Origin of the sequence: Sterolibacterium denitrificans (assembly GCF_900174485.1) — a bacterium.
Lineage (GTDB): Bacteria > Pseudomonadota > Gammaproteobacteria > Burkholderiales > Rhodocyclaceae > Sterolibacterium > Sterolibacterium denitrificans.
In genome coordinates, this window is sequence record NZ_LT837803.1 from 1,939,656 (window position 1) to 1,959,083 (window position 19,428).

16 protein-coding genes and 1 pseudogene are annotated in these 19,428 nt (G+C 65.6%); 9 read left to right on the forward strand and 8 right to left on the reverse strand.

Annotated elements, in window-relative coordinates:
* Window positions 1-17: 17 nt before the first annotated feature.
* Together SDENCHOL_RS08740 and SDENCHOL_RS08745 are read right to left on the reverse strand one after the other, a co-directional pair.
* Window positions 18-857, reverse strand: coding sequence for a class I SAM-dependent methyltransferase (locus tag SDENCHOL_RS08740; RefSeq protein WP_154716883.1), 840 nt, complete (start codon window positions 855-857; stop codon window positions 18-20).
* A gap of 102 nt (window positions 858-959) precedes the next feature.
* Window positions 960-2,534 carry a peptide chain release factor 3 gene (locus SDENCHOL_RS08745; RefSeq protein ID WP_172955045.1) on the reverse strand — a complete coding sequence of 525 codons (1,575 nt, stop codon included), beginning with the start codon at window positions 2,532-2,534 and terminating at the stop codon, window positions 960-962.
* Window positions 2,535-2,634: 100 nt separating this feature from the next.
* On the opposite strand from SDENCHOL_RS08745, the gene lysS reads away from it, so the two are divergent.
* Together lysS and mnmC are read left to right on the forward strand one after the other, a co-directional pair.
* On the forward strand, window positions 2,635-4,146 hold the full coding sequence (gene lysS / locus SDENCHOL_RS08750) for a lysine--tRNA ligase (RefSeq protein ID WP_154716885.1): 1,512 nt from the start codon (window positions 2,635-2,637) through the stop codon (window positions 4,144-4,146).
* Between the two features lie 89 nt (window positions 4,147-4,235).
* A complete protein-coding gene (mnmC, locus tag SDENCHOL_RS08755; protein ID WP_154716886.1) occupies window positions 4,236-6,215 on the forward strand; it encodes a bifunctional tRNA (5-methylaminomethyl-2-thiouridine)(34)-methyltransferase MnmD/FAD-dependent 5-carboxymethylaminomethyl-2-thiouridine(34) oxidoreductase MnmC in 1,980 nt (659 codons plus the stop codon).
* 16 nt (window positions 6,216-6,231) lie between these two features.
* Here the strand turns inward: mnmC and gltX are convergent, their stop codons facing one another.
* The gene (gene gltX, locus SDENCHOL_RS08760; RefSeq protein WP_154716887.1) at window positions 6,232-7,641 is read right to left on the reverse strand and encodes a glutamate--tRNA ligase; all 1,410 of its coding nucleotides are present in this window, start codon (window positions 7,639-7,641) and stop codon (window positions 6,232-6,234) included.
* 147 nt (window positions 7,642-7,788) lie between these two features.
* Between gltX and pstS the strand changes: the two genes are divergently transcribed.
* The 7 genes and pseudogenes from pstS to phoR form a co-directional block, all read left to right on the forward strand.
* On the forward strand, window positions 7,789-8,826 hold the full coding sequence (gene pstS, locus SDENCHOL_RS08765; RefSeq protein WP_154716888.1) for a phosphate ABC transporter substrate-binding protein PstS: 1,038 nt from the start codon (window positions 7,789-7,791) through the stop codon (window positions 8,824-8,826).
* Between the two features lie 96 nt (window positions 8,827-8,922).
* Window positions 8,923-9,912: a phosphate ABC transporter permease subunit PstC gene (gene pstC, locus SDENCHOL_RS08770; protein WP_420031038.1), complete on the forward strand. Its 990-nt coding sequence runs from the start codon at window positions 8,923-8,925 to the stop codon at window positions 9,910-9,912.
* An 8-nt stretch (window positions 9,913-9,920) separates the two neighbouring features.
* The gene (pstA, locus tag SDENCHOL_RS08775; protein WP_154717420.1) at window positions 9,921-10,802 is read left to right on the forward strand and encodes a phosphate ABC transporter permease PstA; all 882 of its coding nucleotides are present in this window, start codon (window positions 9,921-9,923) and stop codon (window positions 10,800-10,802) included.
* 14 nt (window positions 10,803-10,816) lie between these two features.
* Entirely contained in the window at window positions 10,817-11,608 is a 792-nt protein-coding gene (gene pstB / locus SDENCHOL_RS08780) for a phosphate ABC transporter ATP-binding protein PstB (protein WP_197706885.1), read from the forward strand.
* Window positions 11,609-11,623: 15 nt separating this feature from the next.
* Entirely contained in the window at window positions 11,624-12,325 is a 702-nt protein-coding gene (gene phoU, locus SDENCHOL_RS08785; protein ID WP_154716890.1) for a phosphate signaling complex protein PhoU, read from the forward strand.
* A gap of 15 nt (window positions 12,326-12,340) precedes the next feature.
* Window positions 12,341-13,042, forward strand: a complete 702-nt coding sequence (phoB, locus tag SDENCHOL_RS08790) for a phosphate regulon transcriptional regulator PhoB (protein ID WP_154716891.1) — start codon at window positions 12,341-12,343, stop codon at window positions 13,040-13,042.
* Between the two features lie 21 nt (window positions 13,043-13,063).
* Window positions 13,064-14,368: pseudogene (phoR, locus tag SDENCHOL_RS08795) on the forward strand (phosphate regulon sensor histidine kinase PhoR); the annotation flags it as partial.
* A gap of 60 nt (window positions 14,369-14,428) precedes the next feature.
* Here phoR and SDENCHOL_RS14485 read toward each other — a convergent pair.
* The 5 genes from SDENCHOL_RS14485 to nhaR all read right to left on the reverse strand — a co-directional run bounded on the left by SDENCHOL_RS14485 (window position 14,429) and on the right by nhaR (window position 19,352).
* Entirely contained in the window at window positions 14,429-14,905 is a 477-nt protein-coding gene (locus SDENCHOL_RS14485; protein ID WP_231912951.1) for a YqaA family protein, read from the reverse strand.
* Window positions 14,905-15,588: a dethiobiotin synthase gene (gene bioD / locus SDENCHOL_RS08805; RefSeq protein ID WP_154716893.1), complete on the reverse strand. Its 684-nt coding sequence runs from the start codon at window positions 15,586-15,588 to the stop codon at window positions 14,905-14,907. The genes SDENCHOL_RS14485 and bioD overlap by 1 nt, the downstream gene beginning before the upstream one ends.
* Complete coding sequence (gene bioF / locus SDENCHOL_RS08810) at window positions 15,585-16,790, reverse strand: 8-amino-7-oxononanoate synthase (RefSeq protein WP_154716894.1); 1,206 nt, start codon at window positions 16,788-16,790, stop codon at window positions 15,585-15,587. The genes bioD and bioF overlap by 4 nt, the downstream gene beginning before the upstream one ends.
* Entirely contained in the window at window positions 16,787-18,115 is a 1,329-nt protein-coding gene (bioA, locus tag SDENCHOL_RS08815; RefSeq protein ID WP_154716895.1) for an adenosylmethionine--8-amino-7-oxononanoate transaminase, read from the reverse strand. The genes bioF and bioA overlap by 4 nt, the downstream gene beginning before the upstream one ends.
* 301 nt (window positions 18,116-18,416) lie before the next feature.
* Window positions 18,417-19,352, reverse strand: coding sequence for a transcriptional activator NhaR (nhaR, locus tag SDENCHOL_RS08820; protein WP_154716896.1), 936 nt, complete (start codon window positions 19,350-19,352; stop codon window positions 18,417-18,419).
* Between the last annotated feature and the right edge of the window lie 76 nt (window positions 19,353-19,428).

Genomic DNA, 19,428 nt, shown 5'->3' on the forward strand with positions numbered 1-19,428 from the left:
CGCCCCGCTCCGTCGTCTTACCGATCGCCGCCGAACACCAGGGTTGGACAGCGTTCGCCAAGCGGATAATCCGGCTGATGGCGGGCGCGCAAGGCCAGGCCGGCGGCGGCGAAAGTGGCGATGGCCTGCGCTTCCGTGACGAAATGGTAGCGGGCCGCCGTGTCGCGATAGGCATCGATCGCGCCGAGATGTTCTTCACTCCAGCCGAGACGCCGCGCAAGGATTGCCCGGTCGGGATGCGCGCGATGGAGACACTGCCAGACATCGTCGAGCTTCACGCCCTCTTCCGCGCTGGCCTGCAGGGCCATGCCCAGGCGCAACTTGAGGACGTTCAGATCGGGAATCGCGCCTGCGGCGAGCGCATCGAGCACGTTTTCCGGCGTCTCGCCGGGGCCGCTGCCGCTGGGAGCGAACAGGCGGAACAGGCACAGGCCGTCCGGCGCGAGGCTGGCGGCCAGACGCCGGGCAAGCGTCCCTTGACCCAGCGGATAAGGAAGAAGATGCAAGCCGCCATCGCACAATACGATGTCCAGGCTGCCGCCCGCCACGGGCAGATCGAGCCAGTCGCCCTGCGTGACATGTTCGGCCGGGCCGGGCCATACGTGATCGATCATCGCCTGCGTCCGGTCGATGGCGCGAACGACCGAACCTTCCGGCCAGGCGAGCTTGCAATACTCGGGAGTTACCCCCAGGATCAGCGCGCGCGGCGGTCGTCCGGCCTTCTCATGCCAGCGCGCGATCTGGGTTTCGACGATTCCGATGTCCGCTGACACGGGCCGCAGCGGCGGCCCGATCAGCCGCAGGAAGAAATAGGCGGCTTGCGGCCACTGGCTTTCTGATTTGCTGGTATCGGACATGGCTGGGCTCACCGGGCGGCCCGTTATTCAGGGAGAGTACAGAGTGCAGGCTACAGGATAACGCGCCATCCAAATAGCCTGGTAGTGTAGCTCGGTAGTGCCTTACCGCACCTCGCGCGTCTCCATGAACCGGACGTCGGGAAAACGCTCCTGGGTCAGCCGCAGGTTGACGGCGTTCGGCGCCAGATAGACCTGGTCGCCTGCACCGTCGATGGCGATGTTTTGCGGATACTTATCCGCCAGCAGCTTGAGCTGCTCGTCGCTGCCGTGCAGCCAGCGGGCGGTGGCCACGGAGACCGGCTCGAAAATGGCCTCGACGGCGTATTCGTGCGCGAGGCGATGGGCGACGACGTCGAATTGCAGGTTGCCGACCGCGCCCAGGATCAGGTCATTGGAAGAAATCGGGCGAAAAAGCTGAGCCGCCCCCTCTTCAGCCAATTGTTGAAGACCTTTCTGCAATTGCTTGAGTTTTAAAGGATTTCTCAATATGGCACGCTGGAAAATTTCCGGGGCGAATGAGGGAATCCCGGTAAACCGCAGGTTCTCCCCTTCGCTGAAGGTTTCGCCCAGGCGGATCGTGCCGTGGTTGGGAATGCCGATGATGTCGCCGGCGTAGGCCTCGTCGGTGGTGTTGCGGTCGCGCGCCATGAAGGTGATGGCGTTATTCACCGCGATGCTCTTGCCGCCGGCCACCTGCCTGATCTTCATGCCGCGCTCGAAGCGTCCCGAGCAGACGCGCAGGAAGGCGATGCGGTCGCGGTGCTTGGGATCCATGTTGGCCTGGATCTTGAAGATGAAGCCGGAGAATTTTTCCTCGAAAGGATCGACCGCGCGGCTCTCGGCCGGACGCGGCTTGGGGCCGGGCGCGCGCTCGACGATGGCATCGAGCAGCGACTGGACGCCGAAATTGTTGGCCGCCGAGCCGAAGAACACCGGGCACTGGCGGCCGGCCAGATAGGCGTCCAGGTCGAAAGTATGCGATGCGCCGCGCACCAGTTCGACTTCCAGACGCAGTTCCTCGGCCTGTTCACCAATCAGTTCGTCCAGGCGCGGGTTGTCCAGGCCCTGGATGATCTCGGCCGTGCCCTTCTCCGCCTTGGGATCGAAGAAGCTGATGGTGTCGTCGTAAAGGTGGTAGACGCCGCGAAACAGCTCGCCCATGCCGATCGGCCAGGTGATCGGCGCGCACTCGATGTTCAGTACCGACTCGATTTCATCGAGCAGTTCGATCGGCGGCCGGCCATCGCGGTCGAGCTTGTTCACGAAGGTGACGATGGGCGTATCGCGCAGGCGGCAGACGTTGAGCAGCTTGATGGTCTGCGCTTCCACGCCTTTCACCGAGTCGATCACCATCACCGCCGAATCGACGGCGGTCAGCGTGCGGTAGGTATCTTCCGAAAAATCCTCGTGGCCCGGCGTATCGAGCAGGTTGATCATGCAGTCGCGGTAGGGAAACTGCATCACCGAGGAAGTCACCGAGATGCCGCGCTGCTTTTCCAGCTCCATCCAGTCCGAAGTGGCGTGTTTGCCCGACTTGCGCGCGCGCACGGCGCCGGCCATGAGAATGGCGCCGCCGAACCAGAGGAGTTTTTCGGTGAGCGTGGTCTTGCCTGCGTCGGGGTGAGCAATGATGGCAAAGGTGCGGCGGCGGCGGATTTCGTCGGCAAGATGGCTCACGGGCGGCTCGAAACAGGCAAAAGCGCTAATTATATTCTGTTCAAAATCCGCCTGATAGGCGAAAATGCGCAGTTTCCCAGCCCTGCACCGATTTTTCACCATGACCGATCAAGTTGCCAGCACGACTGCCCCCGCCGTTCAGGACGAAAACCGCCTCATCGCCGAACGCCGCGCCAAACTCGCCGAATGGCGCGCCACGGGGCGGGCCTTCCCCAACGATTTCCGCCGCGAGAACGTCGCCGTGCGCATCGATGAGCTGTATGGCGAGAAAACCCGCGAGGAGTTGGAGGCGCTACCGATCCAGGTCAAGGTCGCTGGCCGCATCATGCTGAAGCGGGTGATGGGCAAGGCCAGTTTCGCCACCATCCAGGATCTGTCCGGACGCATCCAGGTTTTCGTCAGCAACGACAAGACCGGCGAGGATGCCCATGCCGAATTCAAGCACTGGGACAACGGCGACATCATCGGCGTGACCGGCACGCTGTTCCGTACCAAGACCAACGAGCTGACCATCCAGGCGCACGAAATCCGCCTGCTCACCAAGTCGCTGCGGCCGCTGCCGGAGAAGTTCCACGGCCTCACCGACGTCGAGCAGAAATACCGCGCCCGCTATCTCGACCTGATGACCAACGAGCAGACGCGCTTCACCTTCGTCGCGCGCAGCCGCATGATCCAGGCCATCCGCCATTACATGATCGAGCATGGCTTTCTCGAAGTGGAAACGCCGATGATGCACCCCATCCCCGGCGGCGCTTCGGCCAAGCCTTTCAAGACGCACCACAATGCGCTCGACATGGAGCTGTTCCTGCGCATCGCCCCGGAGCTGTATCTGAAGCGCCTGGTGGTCGGCGGTTTCGAAAAGGTCTTCGAGGTCAACCGCAACTTCCGCAATGAAGGTATCTCGCCGCGCCACAACCCGGAATTCACCATGATGGAGTTCTACGAGGCCTACGCGGACTACCGGATGCTGATGGATTTCACCGAAGGCCTGCTGCGCCACTCGGCGCGCGAGGCGCTGGGCACCGAAGTCTTCGAATACCAGGGGCGCACGCTGGACCTCTCCAAGCCCTTCGCCCGCCTGACCGTCGTCGAAGCGATCCGCAAATACCATCCCGGCTTCACGGCGGAACAACTCGCCGACGCCGACTGGCTCAAGCAGAAAATCAAGGACTTCGGCGAGCCGGTCAAGCCGGGCGGCCTCGGCTCATTGCAACTCCAACTGTTCGAGGCGTGCGCCGAAGCCGAGCTGTGGGATCCCACCTTCATCATCGACTACCCGGCCGAAGTCTCGCCCCTGGCGCGGCGCAACGACGCCAATCCGGAAATCACCGAGCGCTTCGAGCTGTTCATCGTCGGCCGCGAAATCGCCAACGGCTTCTCCGAGCTGAACGACCCCGAAGACCAGGCCGCGCGCTTTCTCGAACAGGCCAAGGCCAAGGACGCCGGCGACGAGGAAGCGATGTACTTCGATGCCGACTACATCCGCGCGCTCGAATACGGCCTGCCGCCCACCGGCGGCTGCGGCATCGGCATCGACCGCCTGGTGATGCTGCTCACCGACAGCCCCAACATCCGCGACGTGATCCTCTTTCCGCACATGCGGCCGGAATAGACTGGGGCGCCTCCTTTCCCCAAGGGATTCCCCTCCCCTTATAACCGAAGGAAATCCCCGCAGGAGCAAGCGGCAGAAGATCGCGCCGGATGACCACCGTCACCCCCATCATCCCCGCCCGCCTGGCCTTTGCCGCCGACGGCACGCCCTGGTCGGCGGCGTATGACGACATCTATCACTCCGCCGATGGCGGCCTGGGCCAGGCGCGGCACGTGTTTCTGGCCGGCAATCGACTGCTGGGCGAAACGCCGCGCTGGCGCGGACGCAGCCAGTTCGTCATCGCCGAGACCGGCTTCGGCCTGGGGCTGAATTTTCTCGCGACATGGCAAGCCTGGCAGGCCGACGGCCAGCCTTGCCAGCGCCTGCACTACATCGCTTTCGAGCAGCATCCATTCACGGCGGACGACCTGGCGCTGCTTCACGCCCGCTGGCCGGCGCTGGCGGCATTCTCGGCGCAACTGCGCGCGCAATGGCCCAGGCTCACGCCCGGCGCGCACCGGCTGGAACTGGCCGGCGGGCGGCTGATCCTGACCCTGTTCTTCGGCGATGCCCAATTGCTGCTGCCGAAATTGCGCGCGCGCGTCGATGCCTTCTATCTCGACGGCTTCAGTCCGGCAAAGAACCCTGCACTCTGGTCTGGCCGCATCTATTCCAGCCTCGCCCGCCTGGCGGCGCCGGCCGCGACCATGGCGACCTGGTGCGTCGCCGGCCAGGTCCGCAAGGCGCTCGCCGACAGCGGTTTTCTGCTGGAAAAAACGCCAGGCTTCGGCGGCAAGCGCGAAATGCTGCGCGGCGTGTTTCGCGCGCCGCGCAACGCCGCCGTTCAGCAAACCGCCGGCCGCGCCATCATCATCGGCGCGGGACTGGCCGGCAGCAGCATCGCCGAACGACTCGCCGCCCGCGGCTGGCAAATCGAGCTGTTCGACGGCGCGCCTGCCGCCGCCAACGGCGCTTCGGGCAATCGCAGCGCCATCCTGCGGCCCCTGCCCAGCCCCGACGACAACCTGCTGGCGCGGCTGACCCGCGCCGGTTTCCTGCATTTGCGCCGGCATCTGGAAGACCTGGAAACGCGCGGCCTGACGGTGCGGCAGGACGCCTGCGGAGTGCTGCATCTGGCGCGCGATGCGCAGCATGCGGCCACGCAGGAAACCCTGGTAACCCGCCAGCAGCCACCGGCGGATTATTTACAGCACCTCGATGCCGGCGCCGCCAGCGCCCGCGCCGGCCGGCCGCTGCCGTTCGGCGGCTGGTGGTTTCCCCAGGGCGGCTGGGTGGATACGCCCAGTTTGTGCGCCGCCAATCTGGCCGCCTGTGGTGAACGATTGCAGTGCCATTTCAACACGCCAATCGACCGCATCGAACGACAGGGCAGGCTTTGGCAGGTATTTGCCGCCGATGGCCGGCGGCTGGCCCAGGCCGACGTGCTGATCCTTGCCAACGCCAACGGCGCGCTGCCGCTGCTTTTCCCCCACGTTCCCGCCCTGCCGCTGCGTCCGGCGCGCGGCCAGGTCAGCCACCTGCCCGCCGCCAGCCTGGATGGGAAGCTGCCGGCATGCGTCATCTGCCGCCTGGGGCATGTCGGCCCGGCTGCTGCCCATGGCGACGACGAGTCCAGCACATTCAGTTTCGGCGCCAGCTTCCTGCTCGAAGACAGCGGCACGGAACTGCGTCTGGCGGACCATCAGGACAACCTGGCGAAGCTGGAATTCTGCCTACCCGGCAGCCTCGGGCAACTCGCCGCCGATGCCGTAAATACACCCAGCGGCCGCGCCGCCGTGCGCGCCATGACGCCGGACCGCCTGCCCATGGTCGGCGCCTTGCCGGACTGCAAGGCCAATGCGGCAAACATGCCGGAATCTGATAGCGCCACGACCCTGGAAAAAATCCCGCGCCAGCCCGGCCTCTACGCCCTGCTCGGCTTCGGCGCGCGCGGCCTGGTCTGGTCGGCGCTGACGGCCGAGCTGCTGGCCTGCCGGATCAGCGGCGAGCCGCTGCCGCTGGAAGCCGATCTCGTCGCCGCCGTCGATCCGGCGCGCTTTCTGCTGCGCCGGCAGCGCGGACAGGCGTAGCCCGTACCCGGACAGGTCAGGCCAGTTGCCGATCCAGCCGCGCCAGCACGCGCGCCCGGCCCATCGCCGCCAGCACCGCATCGATGGATGGCGACTGCGGCTGGCCCAGCAAGACCACGCGCAGGGGAATCGCCACTTGCGGCATTTTCAGTCCCTGCTCCTTGGCGGTGTCCTTGATCGCCTGGTTCAAGGCCGCGGCCTGCCAGTCGTCCAGCGCCGCCAGCTTGCCGCGCAAGGCGCCCAGGGCCGCGCGCGCCGGCTCGGTCAGATGCTGGGCCGCGAGTTCCGCGGAAGGCCGCGGCGCCAGCAGGAAAGGATGAACGGCATCCGCCAGTTCATTCAGATTGCCGACGCGCTCCTTGTAAAGCGCGATCACCGGCTTGAGATCGAGATCCGGGACGCTGGCGGCATCTACGTCCACACCCTGCGCCCGCAGGCGCCGCGCCACTTCGGCCAGCAGGCGCGCATCGTCCGCCGCCTTCAGGTAATGCGCGTTCAGCCAGTTGAGCTTCTCGGTATTGAACTGGGCGGCCGATGCGGTGATGTGATCCAGGTCGAACCAGTTGCAGAACTGTTCCATGCCGAAGATTTCGTCATCGCCATGCGACCAGCCCAGACGCGCCAGGTAGTTCAGCACCGCTTCGGGCAGGTAGCCGGCCTCGTCGTACTGCATCACGCTCACCGCGCCATGGCGCTTGGAGAGCTTCTGGCCGTCGTCGCCGAGGATCATCGACAGGTGGGCGTACTGCGGCACCGTCGCACCCAGCGCCTGCAGCACGTTGATCTGGCGCGGCGTGTTGTTGACGTGGTCGTCGCCGCGGATGACGTGAGTGATGTCCATGTCCCAGTCATCGACCACCACGCAGAAGTTGTAGGTCGGCGTGCCGTCGTCGCGGGCGATGATGAAATCGTCCAGCTCGCCATTGGCGATCTCGACGCGCCCCTTGACCTGATCGTCCCAGGCCACCACGCCCGTCTGCGAATTGCGGAAACGCACCACCGGCTTCACGCCCGCCGGCGGCTCCGGCAGCGTCTTGCCCGGCTCGGGCCGCCAGCGCCCGTCGTAGCGCGGTTTTTCCTTCCTCGCCTCCTGCTCGGCGCGCAGTTGATCCAGTTCCTCGCGCGACATGTAGCAGTGGTAAGCCGTCCCCGCCGCCAGCATCTGCGCGATCACTTCCCGGTAGCGCGGCATGCGCTGCATCTGGTAGTACGGCCCCTCGTCGTGGTTCAGACCCAGCCATTGCATACCGTCGATGATCGCCTGCACCGCTTCCGGCGTGGAGCGCGCCACGTCGGTATCCTCGATGCGCAGGATGAAGCGGCCGCCGTGACGGCGCGCATAGGCCCAGGAAAACAGCGCAGTGCGCGCCCCGCCGATGTGCAGGAAACCGGTGGGACTAGGCGCGAAACGGGTACGGATGGTCATGGCGGCAAGGCGGGAGCAAAGAACAAAGCCGGGAATTTTACCGGGATTCGGCGCGGGGCAAGAATTTTGCGGACTGTCACGATACCGTCACAAAGCCTTTCTAGAATTTTTCACGAGCATTCCTCAACCCTGTTTGAAAGGACCGACATGAAAATCACGACGATACGACGCTTTACTCTTGCCGCCCTGTCATTGCTTGCCGTGGCCAACGCGCAAGCGCAGGAAGCCACCGGCGCGGGCGCCAGTTTTCCCGCGCCGCTGTACGCCAAGTGGGCGGCGGATTACTACCAGGCCACGGGCGTGAAAATCAATTACCAGTCGATCGGCTCCAGCGCGGGCCTGCGCCAGGTCGAAGCCGGAACGGTGGACTTCGGCGCTTCCGACATGCCCCTGAAAGACGAAGAGCTGGCGCAAAGAAAGCTGGTGCAATTCCCCACCGTCATCGGTGGTGTGGTGCCCGTAGTCAATATCAAGGGCATCGAGCCCGGGCAACTCAAGCTCACCGGACAAGTGCTGGGCGATATTTATCTGGGCAAGATCACCCGCTGGAACGATGCGGCGATCAAGGCCATCAACCCTGGACTGAACCTGCCCGATGCGGTCATCGCTCCCGTGCGCCGCGCGGACGGCTCCGGCACCAGCTTCATCCTCACCAACTACCTTTCCAAGGTCAACGTCGAGTGGAAGGCCAGGGTGGGCGAAGGCACGGCGGTGAATTGGCCCTTGGGCGCGGGCGGCAAGGGCAATGAAGGCGTGGCCGCCTTTGTCGGGCGCCTGCCGAACTCGATCGGCTATGTCGAATACGCCTACGTCAAGCAGAACAGGCTGAACTTCGTGCAAATGCAGAATGCCGAAGGGTTCTTCGTAGCCCCCGATGATACGAGCTTCAAGGCGGCCGCCGCCCTGGTCGACTGGTCCAAAAGCTTCTACCAGATCCTGACCAATCAGCCGGGCAAAAGTGCGTGGCCTTTGACGGGCGCGACATTCATCCTGCTGCAGAAAACCCAGGACAAGCCCGAGCAGGCGGCGACGAGCCTGAAGTTTTTCGACTGGGCCTACAACACCGGCGATGCGACCGCCGCCAGGCTGGATTACGTCCCCATGCCCGAAAACGTGAAAAAGACGATTTACCAGTCCTGGCAGGAGATCAGGGACACTACCGGGAAAGGCATCAAGCTGAAATAATCGAATCCTTTCCCTCTCCATCTCCGCCTGGGGAGGAAGGCATACGCTACGCCCTCCCCAGGATTTTCGGACCCGCTTTCATCGAAGGAACGCCGCGTGCCGTTGTTGCCATTTTCGCGCCCCGCCGCCTGGAATATCCCTCGCCTGCGTCTGCCTCGCGCGCTGGGGGATCGCTTGTTTGCCGGTCTGGCGCATGCGGCGGCCCTGCTGACCCTGGCCTTGCTGCTGGGCATCCTGCTCTCGCTGCTGGTGGGCGCCTGGCCTGCCATCAGCCACTATGGCCTGAGCTTCTTCGTGCGCAGCGCCTGGGATCCGGTGCAGAACGAATATGGCGGTCTGGCCATGATCTACGGCACGCTGGCAACCTCGTTCATCGCGCTGTTGATTGCCGTGCCGGTGAGCTTCGGCATCGCCCTGTTCCTCACCGAGCTGTCGCCCGCCTGGCTCAAGCGCCCCCTGGGCACGGCAATCGAGCTGCTGGCCGCCGTGCCCTCCATCGTTTACGGCATGTGGGGACTGATGGTGTTCGGCCCCATCCTGGCGCGCTTCGTGCAGCAGCCCCTGCAAGCGGCGTTCGACGGCGTGCCGTATCTGGCGGCCCTGGTTTCCGGCCCGCCCGTGGGCATCGGCATGCTGGCCGCGGGCATCATCCTGGCCATCATGATCATTCCGTTCATCGCCTCGGTGATGCGCGATGTGTTTGAACTCACCCCCGCCCTGCTCAAGGAATCGGCCTACGGTCTGGGCGCGACGACCTGGGAAGTGGTGTGGAAGGTGGTGCTGCCCTATACCAGGACAGGCGTGCTGGGCGGCGTGATGCTGGGGCTGGGACGCGCCCTGGGCGAAACCATGGCGGTCACTTTCGTCATCGGCAACATGAACCAGATGGATTCGCTCTCGCTGTTCGAGGCGGCCAACAGCATCACCTCCGCCCTGGCCAATGAGTTTGCCGAAGCGGGCGAGGGCCTGCACCAGGCTTCCCTGATCTACCTCGGCCTGGTGTTGTTCTTCATCACCTTCGTGGTGCTGGCGCTCTCGAAGCTGCTGCTGGGCCGTTTGCAGCAGAACGAAGGGAAGCGCGCATGAGCGCGGCGATGGTTCCGGCTTCGCAGCGGAAAACACCAAACGCGGCCCAGCGCCAGGCGCTCTATGCCAGGCGCAAGCGCATCAACGCACTGGCCCTGACGCTCTCCCTGCTGGCCATGGCCTTCGGGATGTTCTGGCTGGTGTGGATCCTGTGGGAGACCTTGCGCCTTGGGCTGGGTGGATTGGGCCTGGGGCTGGCGCTATTCACGCAAATGACGCCGCCCCCCAATGAGGCCGGAGGTCTGGCCAACGCCCTGTTCGGCTCGGCGCTGATGGTCTCGCTGGCCACCTTGCTGGGCACGCCCATCGGCATCATGGCCGGGGTGTATCTGGCCGAATATGCGCCGCGCGGACGTCTGGCGGGCATCACGCGCTTCGTCAATGACATCCTGCTCTCGGCACCGAGCATCGTCATCGGCCTGTTCGTCTATGCCGTGGTGGTGGCGCGATTCAAAAGTTTCTCGGGCTATGCGGGCATCCTGGCCCTGGCCCTGATCGTCATTCCCGTGGTGATACGCACCACCGAGAACATGCTGCTGCTGGTGCCGGCCAGCCTGCGCGAAGCGGCCTATGCCCTGGGCACGCCGAAGTGGAAAGTCATCAGCCGCATCACCCTCAAGGCGGCGCGGGCCGGCGTGATCACGGGGGTGCTGCTGGCCGTGGCGCGCATCGCCGGCGAGACCGCGCCGCTCCTGTTCACTTCGCTCAACAACCAGTTCTGGAGCGCGGATCTGAGCCGCCCCATGGCCAGCCTGCCGGTGACGATCTTCAAGTTCGCCATGAGTCCCTACGAAAACTGGCAGCAACTGGCCTGGGCGGCGGTTTTCCTGATCACCCTGGCGGTACTGGCCCTGAACATCCTGGCGCGCGTGCTGGCGCGGCAAAAATGAGGAGTCTGCGAAACATGACGGCAGCGAATGCGCATGCACACCCCGGCGCGGAACGACCCAAGCTGGCGGTGCGCGACCTGAATTTCTACTACGGCAAGTTTCACGCCCTCAAGGACATCAACCTGGACATTCCGCAGCACAAGGTGACGGCCTTCATCGGCCCTTCCGGCTGCGGCAAGTCCACCCTGCTGCGCACCTTCAACCGCATGTTTGAGCTTTACCCCGAGCAGCGCGCCCAGGGGCAGATCCTGCTCGATGGCGAAGACCTGCTCTCCAGCCGCCAGGACGTGGCCCTGATCCGCGCCAAGGTGGGGATGGTGTTCCAGAAGCCCACGCCTTTTCCCATGTCGATCTACGACAACATCGCCTTCGGCGTGAAGCTGTTCGAGCGACTGAACGGCAGCGACATGGACGATCGCGTGGAATGGGCGCTGAGGAAGGCGGCGCTGTGGGACGAAGTCAGGGACAAGCTGCAGCAGAACGGCGCCAGCCTCTCCGGCGGGCAGCAGCAGCGCCTGTGCATCGCGCGCGGCATCGCCATCCATCCCGAATTGCTGCTGCTCGACGAACCTTGTTCGGCGCTCGACCCCATTTCCACGGCCAAGGTCGAAGAGCTGATCGCCGAACTGAAGGCCGATCACACCATCGTCATCGTCACCCATAACATGCAGCAGGCGGCGCGCTGCAGCGATTACACGGCCTATATGTACCTGGGCAGCCTGATGGAATTCGGCGCCACGGAACAACTGTTCTTCAAGCCGCAGCGCAAGGAAACCGAAGACTACATCACCGGCCGTTTCGGCTGATCGCAGGAGCACGACATGAGCGACAAGCACCTTTCTTCCCAGTTCGACAGCGAACTCAACCAGGTCTCGGCCCGCGTCATGGAACTGGGCGGGCTGGTGGAGGAGCAGATCCGCCAGGCCATCCATGCGCTCTCGCAATTCAGCACCGCCGCCGTGGAGCAGGTGCACGCGCTGGAGCGGCGCGTCAATGCCATGGAAATCGAAATCGACCACGAGCTGTCCACCATCATTGCCCGCCGCCAACCCACGGCGCGCGACCTGCGGCTGCTGATCGCCTTTTCCAAGGCCACCGCCAATCTGGAACGCATGGGCGACGAAGCCACGCGCATGGCGCGCATGGTGCGTTCCATCATCGCCAGCGGCGCGGCGCGTTCCCTGCCGTCGCGCGACTTGCGGGTGGCGGCGGAACTGGCCTCGGGCCTGCTGCGCAAGGCGCTGGACGCCTTCGCCCGCCTCGACACCAAGGCGGCGGTGGCGATCCTGAAAGAGGACGATCTCATCGACCACGAGTTCGACGGCTTCGTGCGCAAGCTCATCACCTACATGATGGAAGACCCACGCACCATTTCGGCCAGTCTGGATCTGCTGTTTCTGGCCAAAGCCATCGAGCGCATCGGCGACCACTCGAAAAACGTGGCCGAACTGATCATCTACCTGGTGGAAGGCAAGGACGTACGCCACACCACCCTGGCCGAAATCGAATCCGTCGTGCGCTGAGCGAGGAGCGAAAGCATGCGCAAACTCCCCCGCGTGTTGATCGTCGAAGACGAGGCCGCGATTGCCGAGCTGATTGCCGTCAATCTGCGCCACAACGGCTTCGAGCCGGTATGGGTGGAAGACGGCGCGGCGGCGCAGCGCAGCATGGATGCCGTGCTGCCCGACGTGGTGCTGCTCGACTGGATGCTGCCGGGCATGAGCGGCCTGCAACTGGCACGCCGCTGGCGTGCCGACGGCCGCAGCAAGGCCGTGCCCATCCTGATGCTCACCGCCCGCGGCGACGAGCCCGACAAGGTGCAAGGCCTGGACGCGGGCGCGGACGACTACATCACCAAACCTTTTTCGCCGCAGGAACTGCTCGCGCGCATCCGCGCCGTGCTGCGCCGCCGCGCGCCCGAGCAGGCGGGCAACAGCGTCAGCATCGGCGCGCTGGTGCTGGACGCGGGAGCGCACCGCGTCAGCTACGAGGGAGAGGAAATCAAGCTCGGCCCGACGGAATTCCGTCTGCTGCACTACCTCATGCAACACAGCGAGCGCGTGCACAGCCGCGCCCAGTTGCTCGACAGGGTCTGGGGCGACCATGTCTTCATCGAAGAGCGCACCGTCGATGTCCATATCAAACGCCTGCGCACGGCGCTGGGCACGGCGGGCGGCCTGATCGAAACCGTGCGCGGCAGCGGCTACCGCATGAGCCGCAACGCCAAGCCCGCCGGCTGAACCCGGCACGGACGGGATTCCATGGCTGGCCGCTTCATTCTTCTGCTGATCGGACAGGCGCTGGCCGTCGGCTGGGCGGCCTGGAGCGGCGACGTCTGGCCCGCCCTGGCGATCGCCTTGCTGCTGCCCTGGCCGGTTCTGCTGTGGGACGACTGGCAGGCCAGGCGCGTGCTGCGCTGGCTGCGACAGGAAGCGCAGGCCGCCGCTGTGCCGCACGCCCGGGGACGGTGGGCGGAAGTAACGGCCAGGGTGAGTCGCCTGCTGCGCGCCGGCGAACGGCGCGAAGCCGCCAGCGATGCCCGCCTGAAGGAAACCCTCTCCGCCCTGCAGGCTTCGCCGAATGGCGTGATCCTGCTCGATGCCCAGGGCCATATCGAATGGTGCAATTTCATGGCCGAGCAGCATTTCGGCCTGGAACGCGCGCGCGATACCGCCCAGGCCATCGGCAATCTGCTGCGCGCGCCGGAATTCACCGCCTACTGGGCGGCGGGCGATTTCTCGCGCGACGTCATCCTGCCCGGGCGCGGGCACAGCCACGCCCGCCCCGTGCGCATTGCCGCTCAGATCTTTCCTTACGGCGACGGCAGGCATCTGCTGCTCTCGCGCGACATCACCGCGCTGGAGCAAGCCGAAGCGATGCGGCGCGACTTCGTCGCCAACGTTTCGCACGAAATCCGCACCCCGCTCACCGTGCTGGTGGGTTTCGTCGAAACCCTGCAGACCCTGCCGCTGGATGAAACCGAACGCGCACGCTATCTGGCGCTGATGGCGCAGCAGGGTGCGCGCATGCAAAACCTGGTGGAGGATCTGCTCAGTCTCTCGCGCCTGGAAGGCAGTCCGCCGCCCGGCCTGGAAGAGTGGACGCCCGCGCAACTGCTCCTGGCGCATTGCGAACAGGAAGCCCGGGCGCTGTCTGCCCGGATCCTGCCGGCGGATGCCGCGCCGCACAGCTTCCACTTCCCGGATGCGGACAGCCTGCAAGCAGCCGGCGAGCTGGCGGGCAACCGGCTGGAGCTGCAAAGCGCCCTGTCGAATCTGGTGAGCAACGCGGTGCGCTACACCCCCGCCGGCGGCAGCATCCGCGTGAGCTGGCAGCGCCAGCAGGACGGTAGCGCCCGCTTTGCCGTGCGCGATACGGGTGTGGGTATTGCCGCCGAGCATCTGCCGCGCCTGACGGAACGTTTCTACCGCGTCGAGCGCAGCCGCTCGCGCGATACGGGCGGCACCGGGTTGGGGCTGGCCATCGTCAAGCACGTCGTGCAGCGGCATGGCGCATCGCTGCAGATCAGCAGCCAGCTCGGTCAGGGCACGGAATTCGCGGTGTTGTTTCCCGCCGCGCGCTGGCGCGCAACGGCTGACGCGACCCCCGCCGTACCGAATGCCGCCTTACCAGAACTGCAGAATGCCCCAGGTCAGCGCGAGATAGCGCAACGACTTGCCGACGGCCATGTAGTACAGGCAGGGCCAGAACGGCAGCCGCAACCAGCCGGCGACCAGGCACAGCGGATCGCCGATCAGCGGCAGCCATGACAGCAGACAGGCCCTGGCGCCGAAGCGACGCAACCAGCGCAACGCCCGGGCCTCGCTGGCCTGCTGCGGCCGGGGCTGGTGCAGATGTTCCAGCGTGCGCCGGGCACCCGCCCCCATCCACCAGGTGAGCGCGCCGCCCAGGGTATTGCCCAGGGTGGCCACGGCAATCGCCGGCCAGAACAAATCCGGATTCAGTTTCAGCAGCGCCAGGAGCGCGGCCTCCGAGCCCATCGGCAGCAGCGTGGCCGAAAGCAGGGCAATGACGAACAGGCTGCTCAGTCCGACACGCGGCAAGGCCAGGAAGGCCTGCAGTGGGTCGAGCCAGACATCCATCAGCGCGCTGGCAATCGCAGGTGACGGGCCGCCGTCTGCGCGTCGGGCCGCGCCAGATGCGGCACCACGCCCAGGAGCGGCGCCTGCAGGCGGGACTGCAGGGTGGCGAGATTCTCCTCGAAGCAAGTCATCTGCGGCTCGACGCGGTTGGCGACCCAGCCGGCCAGCGGCAGACCGCGCGCGCGGATGGCGGCCTGGGTCAGCAGCGCATGATTGAGACAGCCCAGGCGCATGCCGACGACCAGCACCACCGGCAACTGCAATTCGGCGGCGAAGTCGTCCAGGCCATAGTCCGCCGTCAATGGCACCATGAAGCCGCCGGCGCCTTCGACGATGACGGCATCCGCCTGGCTGCTCAGGCGCCGATAGGCCGCGTGCAGCACTTGCGGCTGGATCGCCACCTGCGCGTGGGCCGCCGCCAGATGCGGGGCGATGGCTTCCCTGAAGCGGTAAGGATTGATGTCCGCCACGGCGGCCTGGATGTTGCCGGCGGCCAGCAGGTTGTCCACATCGTCGTTGCGCCACTGTCCATGCTCATCCTGCGTGCCGCCGGCCGCCACCGGCTTCATGCCGACGCTGCGCCAGCCGCGCGCCGCGCACAGATGCAGCAGCGCGGCGGCGATCAGGGTCTTGCCGACATCCGTGTCGGTGCCGCTGACGAAGCAGCCGAACTGGAGCGTCACGCCTGACGCTCCAGTTCGAGCAGGACGTCGATCAAGGTCTGCACCTGCGCCACCGTGTGCGCGGCAGACAGCGTGATGCGCAGGCGCGCGCTGCCGGCCGGCACGGTCGGCGGGCGGATCGCCGGCACCCACAGGCCGGCATCGAGCAGCGCCTGGGCGATGCGCATGGCCTCGCCGTTTTCACCGATGATCAGCGGCTGGATGGGCGTCGTGGAATCGACCAGCCGCCAGCGGCGCAGACCGGGACGCAGACCCTGGCGCAAGCGGTCGATCAAATCCTGCAGATGCGCGCGCCGCGACGCGCCCTGTTCGATCAGCTCGACGCTTCGCAGCAGCGCATGGGCCAGCAGCGGCGGCGTGCCGGTGGTGTAGATATAGGTGCGCGCCCGCTGCAGCAGCCAGGTGATGATTTCTTCGCTGGCGGCGACGAAAGCGCCCGCCACGCCCGCCGCCTTGCCCAGGGTGCCGACATAGACCAGCCGGGGGTGCCGCGCCGGGTCGATGCCGTAATGGGCCAGGCTGCCCTGCCCCCGGTCATCGCCGCCGCCCAGCACGCCGAAGCCGTGGGCGTCATCGACCAGCAAATAAGCATCGAAGCGCTCGCACAGCGCCAGCAGTTCAGGCAGCGGCGCCAGATCGCCATCCATGCTGAACACGGCATCGGTCACCACCAGCTTGCGGCTGGCCGGACTGGCGGCCAGCAGCTCGGACAACCGCGCCAGATCCAGATGCGGGTAGATGCGCTTTTCCGCGCCCGACAAGCGGATGCCGTCGATCAAGGACGCATGGTTGAGTTCGTCGGAAAATACGGCTGCCGTGCCTTCCGTTCCTTCCATTCCCTGCACCAGGGCGGTGATCGCACCGATATTGGCCATGTAGCCCGTGGAAAAAAACAACGCCGCTTCCATGCCGACGAACGCCGCCAAACGTTCTTCCAGCCGATGGTGGGCGGCATAGTGGCCGCTGATCAGATGCGATGCGCCCGATCCGACGCCATGAATATCCGCGCCCTGCTTCGCGGCGGCGACGAGTTGCGGATCGGCCGCCAGCCCCAGGTAGTCGTTGCTGCAAAAAGCCAGCAGCGGCCGGCCATCGACCACCACTTCCGGCCCGCAGGCGGTTTCGACGATGCGCCGCGTGCGCAGCAGGGCGCGGGCGCGCAAGTCGTCGAGCGCAGCGCTGAAATCGGAACCGCCGCTCATGCCTGCAGCTCCGCCAATGTTGCGTCTATCGCCTGCTGCGTGCCATTCACCAGCAACCGCATGGCGTCTTCGTCGATGACATAGGGCGGCATGAAATAGACCGTGTTGCCGATCGGGCGCAACAGCAGCCCCTGCTGCAGCGCCTGGGCAAAGGCGCGACGGGCGAAGCGCGGATCGTCGGTCTGCACCTCGAAGGCCCAGATCATGCCCTGCTGGCGGAAGTTGCTCACCTTGGGATGCGTCCGCAGATCAGCCGCCAGTTCGGTCAGCCGCGCCGCCCGCTGGCGGTTGGCGACAAGCACGTCGTCGTCGCGGAAAATATCGAGGGTTGCCAGCGCCGCCCGGCAGGCCAGCGGATTGCCGGTATAGGAATGCGAGTGCAGGAAAGCCCGGCCGATTTCATCGGCGTAGAAGGCCTGATACACCGCATCGGTGGTCATCACCAGCGAGAGCGGCAGGTAGCCGCCGGTAATGCCTTTCGACAGGCAGAGGAAATCCGGCCAGATGGCTGCCTGTTCCGAGGCGAAGAACGTCCCCGTGCGGCCGCAGCCGACGGCGATTTCATCGCAGATCAGATGCACCCGATGGCGCGTGCAGCTCTCGCGAGCCAGACGCAAGTATTCGGGATCGTGCATCGCCATGCCGGCGGCGCACTGCACCAGGGGTTCGACGATCAGGGCGGCGATTTCGTCATGGTGTTCCGCCAGATAGTTATCCAGCTCGGCGGCGCAGCGTCGGGCATGGGCCGCGGCGGATTCCTCCGGCGCTGCCAGACGCCAATCCGGGCTGGGCAAAACGGGGTTGTCGCGCAGCAGCGGCGCATAGGCCGTGCGGAAAATCGCCACGTCCGTGACGCTCAGGGCGCCCACCGTCTCGCCGTGATAGCTGCCGGCCAGATGCACATGGCGGTTCTTGCCCGGCTTGCCGCTGTTCAGCCAATAGTGCTGGCTCATCTTCAGCGCGATCTCGACCGCCGAGGCGCCGTCCGAAGCATAGAAGCAATGGCCCAGCGCGTTCGCCGTGAGGGCGGCCAGCCGCTCGGAAAGCTGGACGACCGGCTCGTGGGTAAAGCCGGCCAGCATCACGTGCTCCAGCCTGTCGAGCTGGTCGCGCAACGCCGCGTTGATGCGCGGATTGGCGTGGCCGAACAGATTCACCCACCAGGAACTCACCGCATCGAGATAGCGCCGGCCGTCGTGGTCGTAAAGCCAGACGCCTTCGCCGCGCGCAATCGGCAGCAGCGGCAGCGTCTCGTGCGCTTTCATCTGGGTGCACGGATGCCAGACGGTCTTGAGGCTGCGCGCAAGTAGATCCTGATTGGTCATGGCAAGGGAATGTCCGGGCGGCGGAGCCCTGCATTATATGAGCCCGCGCGATCAAGCACGGCCAGCTATGGACCAGGCTCGGGGAAATCGCATGAACTGGCCGGGAGGACATCCGAGGGCCGCACCCCCTCTCCCCGGCCCTCTCCCACGAGGGGAGAGGGAGAGACTGTGCATCCTGCGAGGGGAGAGGGAGGAACTGTACAAATTGGCAATCAACGCCCGACCGAGTGTTCCGGAGACAATGCCCCTCTCCCCTCGTGGGAGAGGGGTTGGGGAGAGGGGGCCACAGAGAAAAGTTCATTCACTTTCTTGCCTGCCTGCCCTTCTGCCCCGCCTTGCCGAACAGCTCATCGCGGGCCGTGTCGCGGATGGCGACGATGGCCGGGTGGGTCAGGCGGCGTTCCGTGGTGATGGCGTAGAGCTGCTCGCGGATCGTCGCGACGCGCCCCAGTTCGACGACTTCATGCCGCCGGCAAAGGTCGTCGGCAATCGCCGCCGGCGCGAAAAACAGGCCGGCACCCGCCTGGGCGAAGGCGGTCAGCAGGGCATTGTCGTCGAACTCGCCGATGATGCGCGGACGCAGATCCATCGCGGCCAGCCAGTGTTCGAGACGGTGGCGGATCGCCACGTCCTCGCCGGGCAGCAACAGGGGCGCGTTATCCAGCAGTGCCGGAAACGCCAGCGGCAAAGTGGCGGCAAGGGCGGGCGCGGCAAAAATGGCCAGTTCGCTCTCGCCCAACAGGTGGCTGTAGCCGCGCACGTTGAGATTGGAGGGCATCGGCCGATCGGCGATCACCATGTCGAGGCGATGCACGGCCAGCTCGGCCAGGAGCAGATCGAGGCGCCCCTCGCGGCAGATCAGGCGCATGGGCTCGGCCAGTTGCAGGGCCGGGGCGATGACCCGCTGCACCACCGACTTGGCCACCGAATCGGCAATGCCAATGCGCAGCGGCAGCGCGCGCTGGCTGCGCGACTCGTCATGCGCGGCTTCGAGCAGTTCATCTCCCAGCGTGAAGATTTCCTCGGCATGATGCAGGATGCGCCGGCCGGCCTCGCTCAGTTCCAGCCCGCGCCCGGCGCGCTGGAACAGCGCCACCCCGAGGCTGGCTTCCAGCGCCCCCAACTGAGTGCTGATGGATTGCGGCGTCAGATGCAGTTGTTCGGCGGCACGGGCAATCGAGCCGGCGCGAGCGACCATCCAGAAGTAGCGCAGATGCTTGTAATTGAGTCTGGACAAGGTTGGGAGCCGTGCTGAATCATCCATTTTTTCGAAGTGTTGGTAAATTATATTCGACTTGTTCGATCATTCAGGA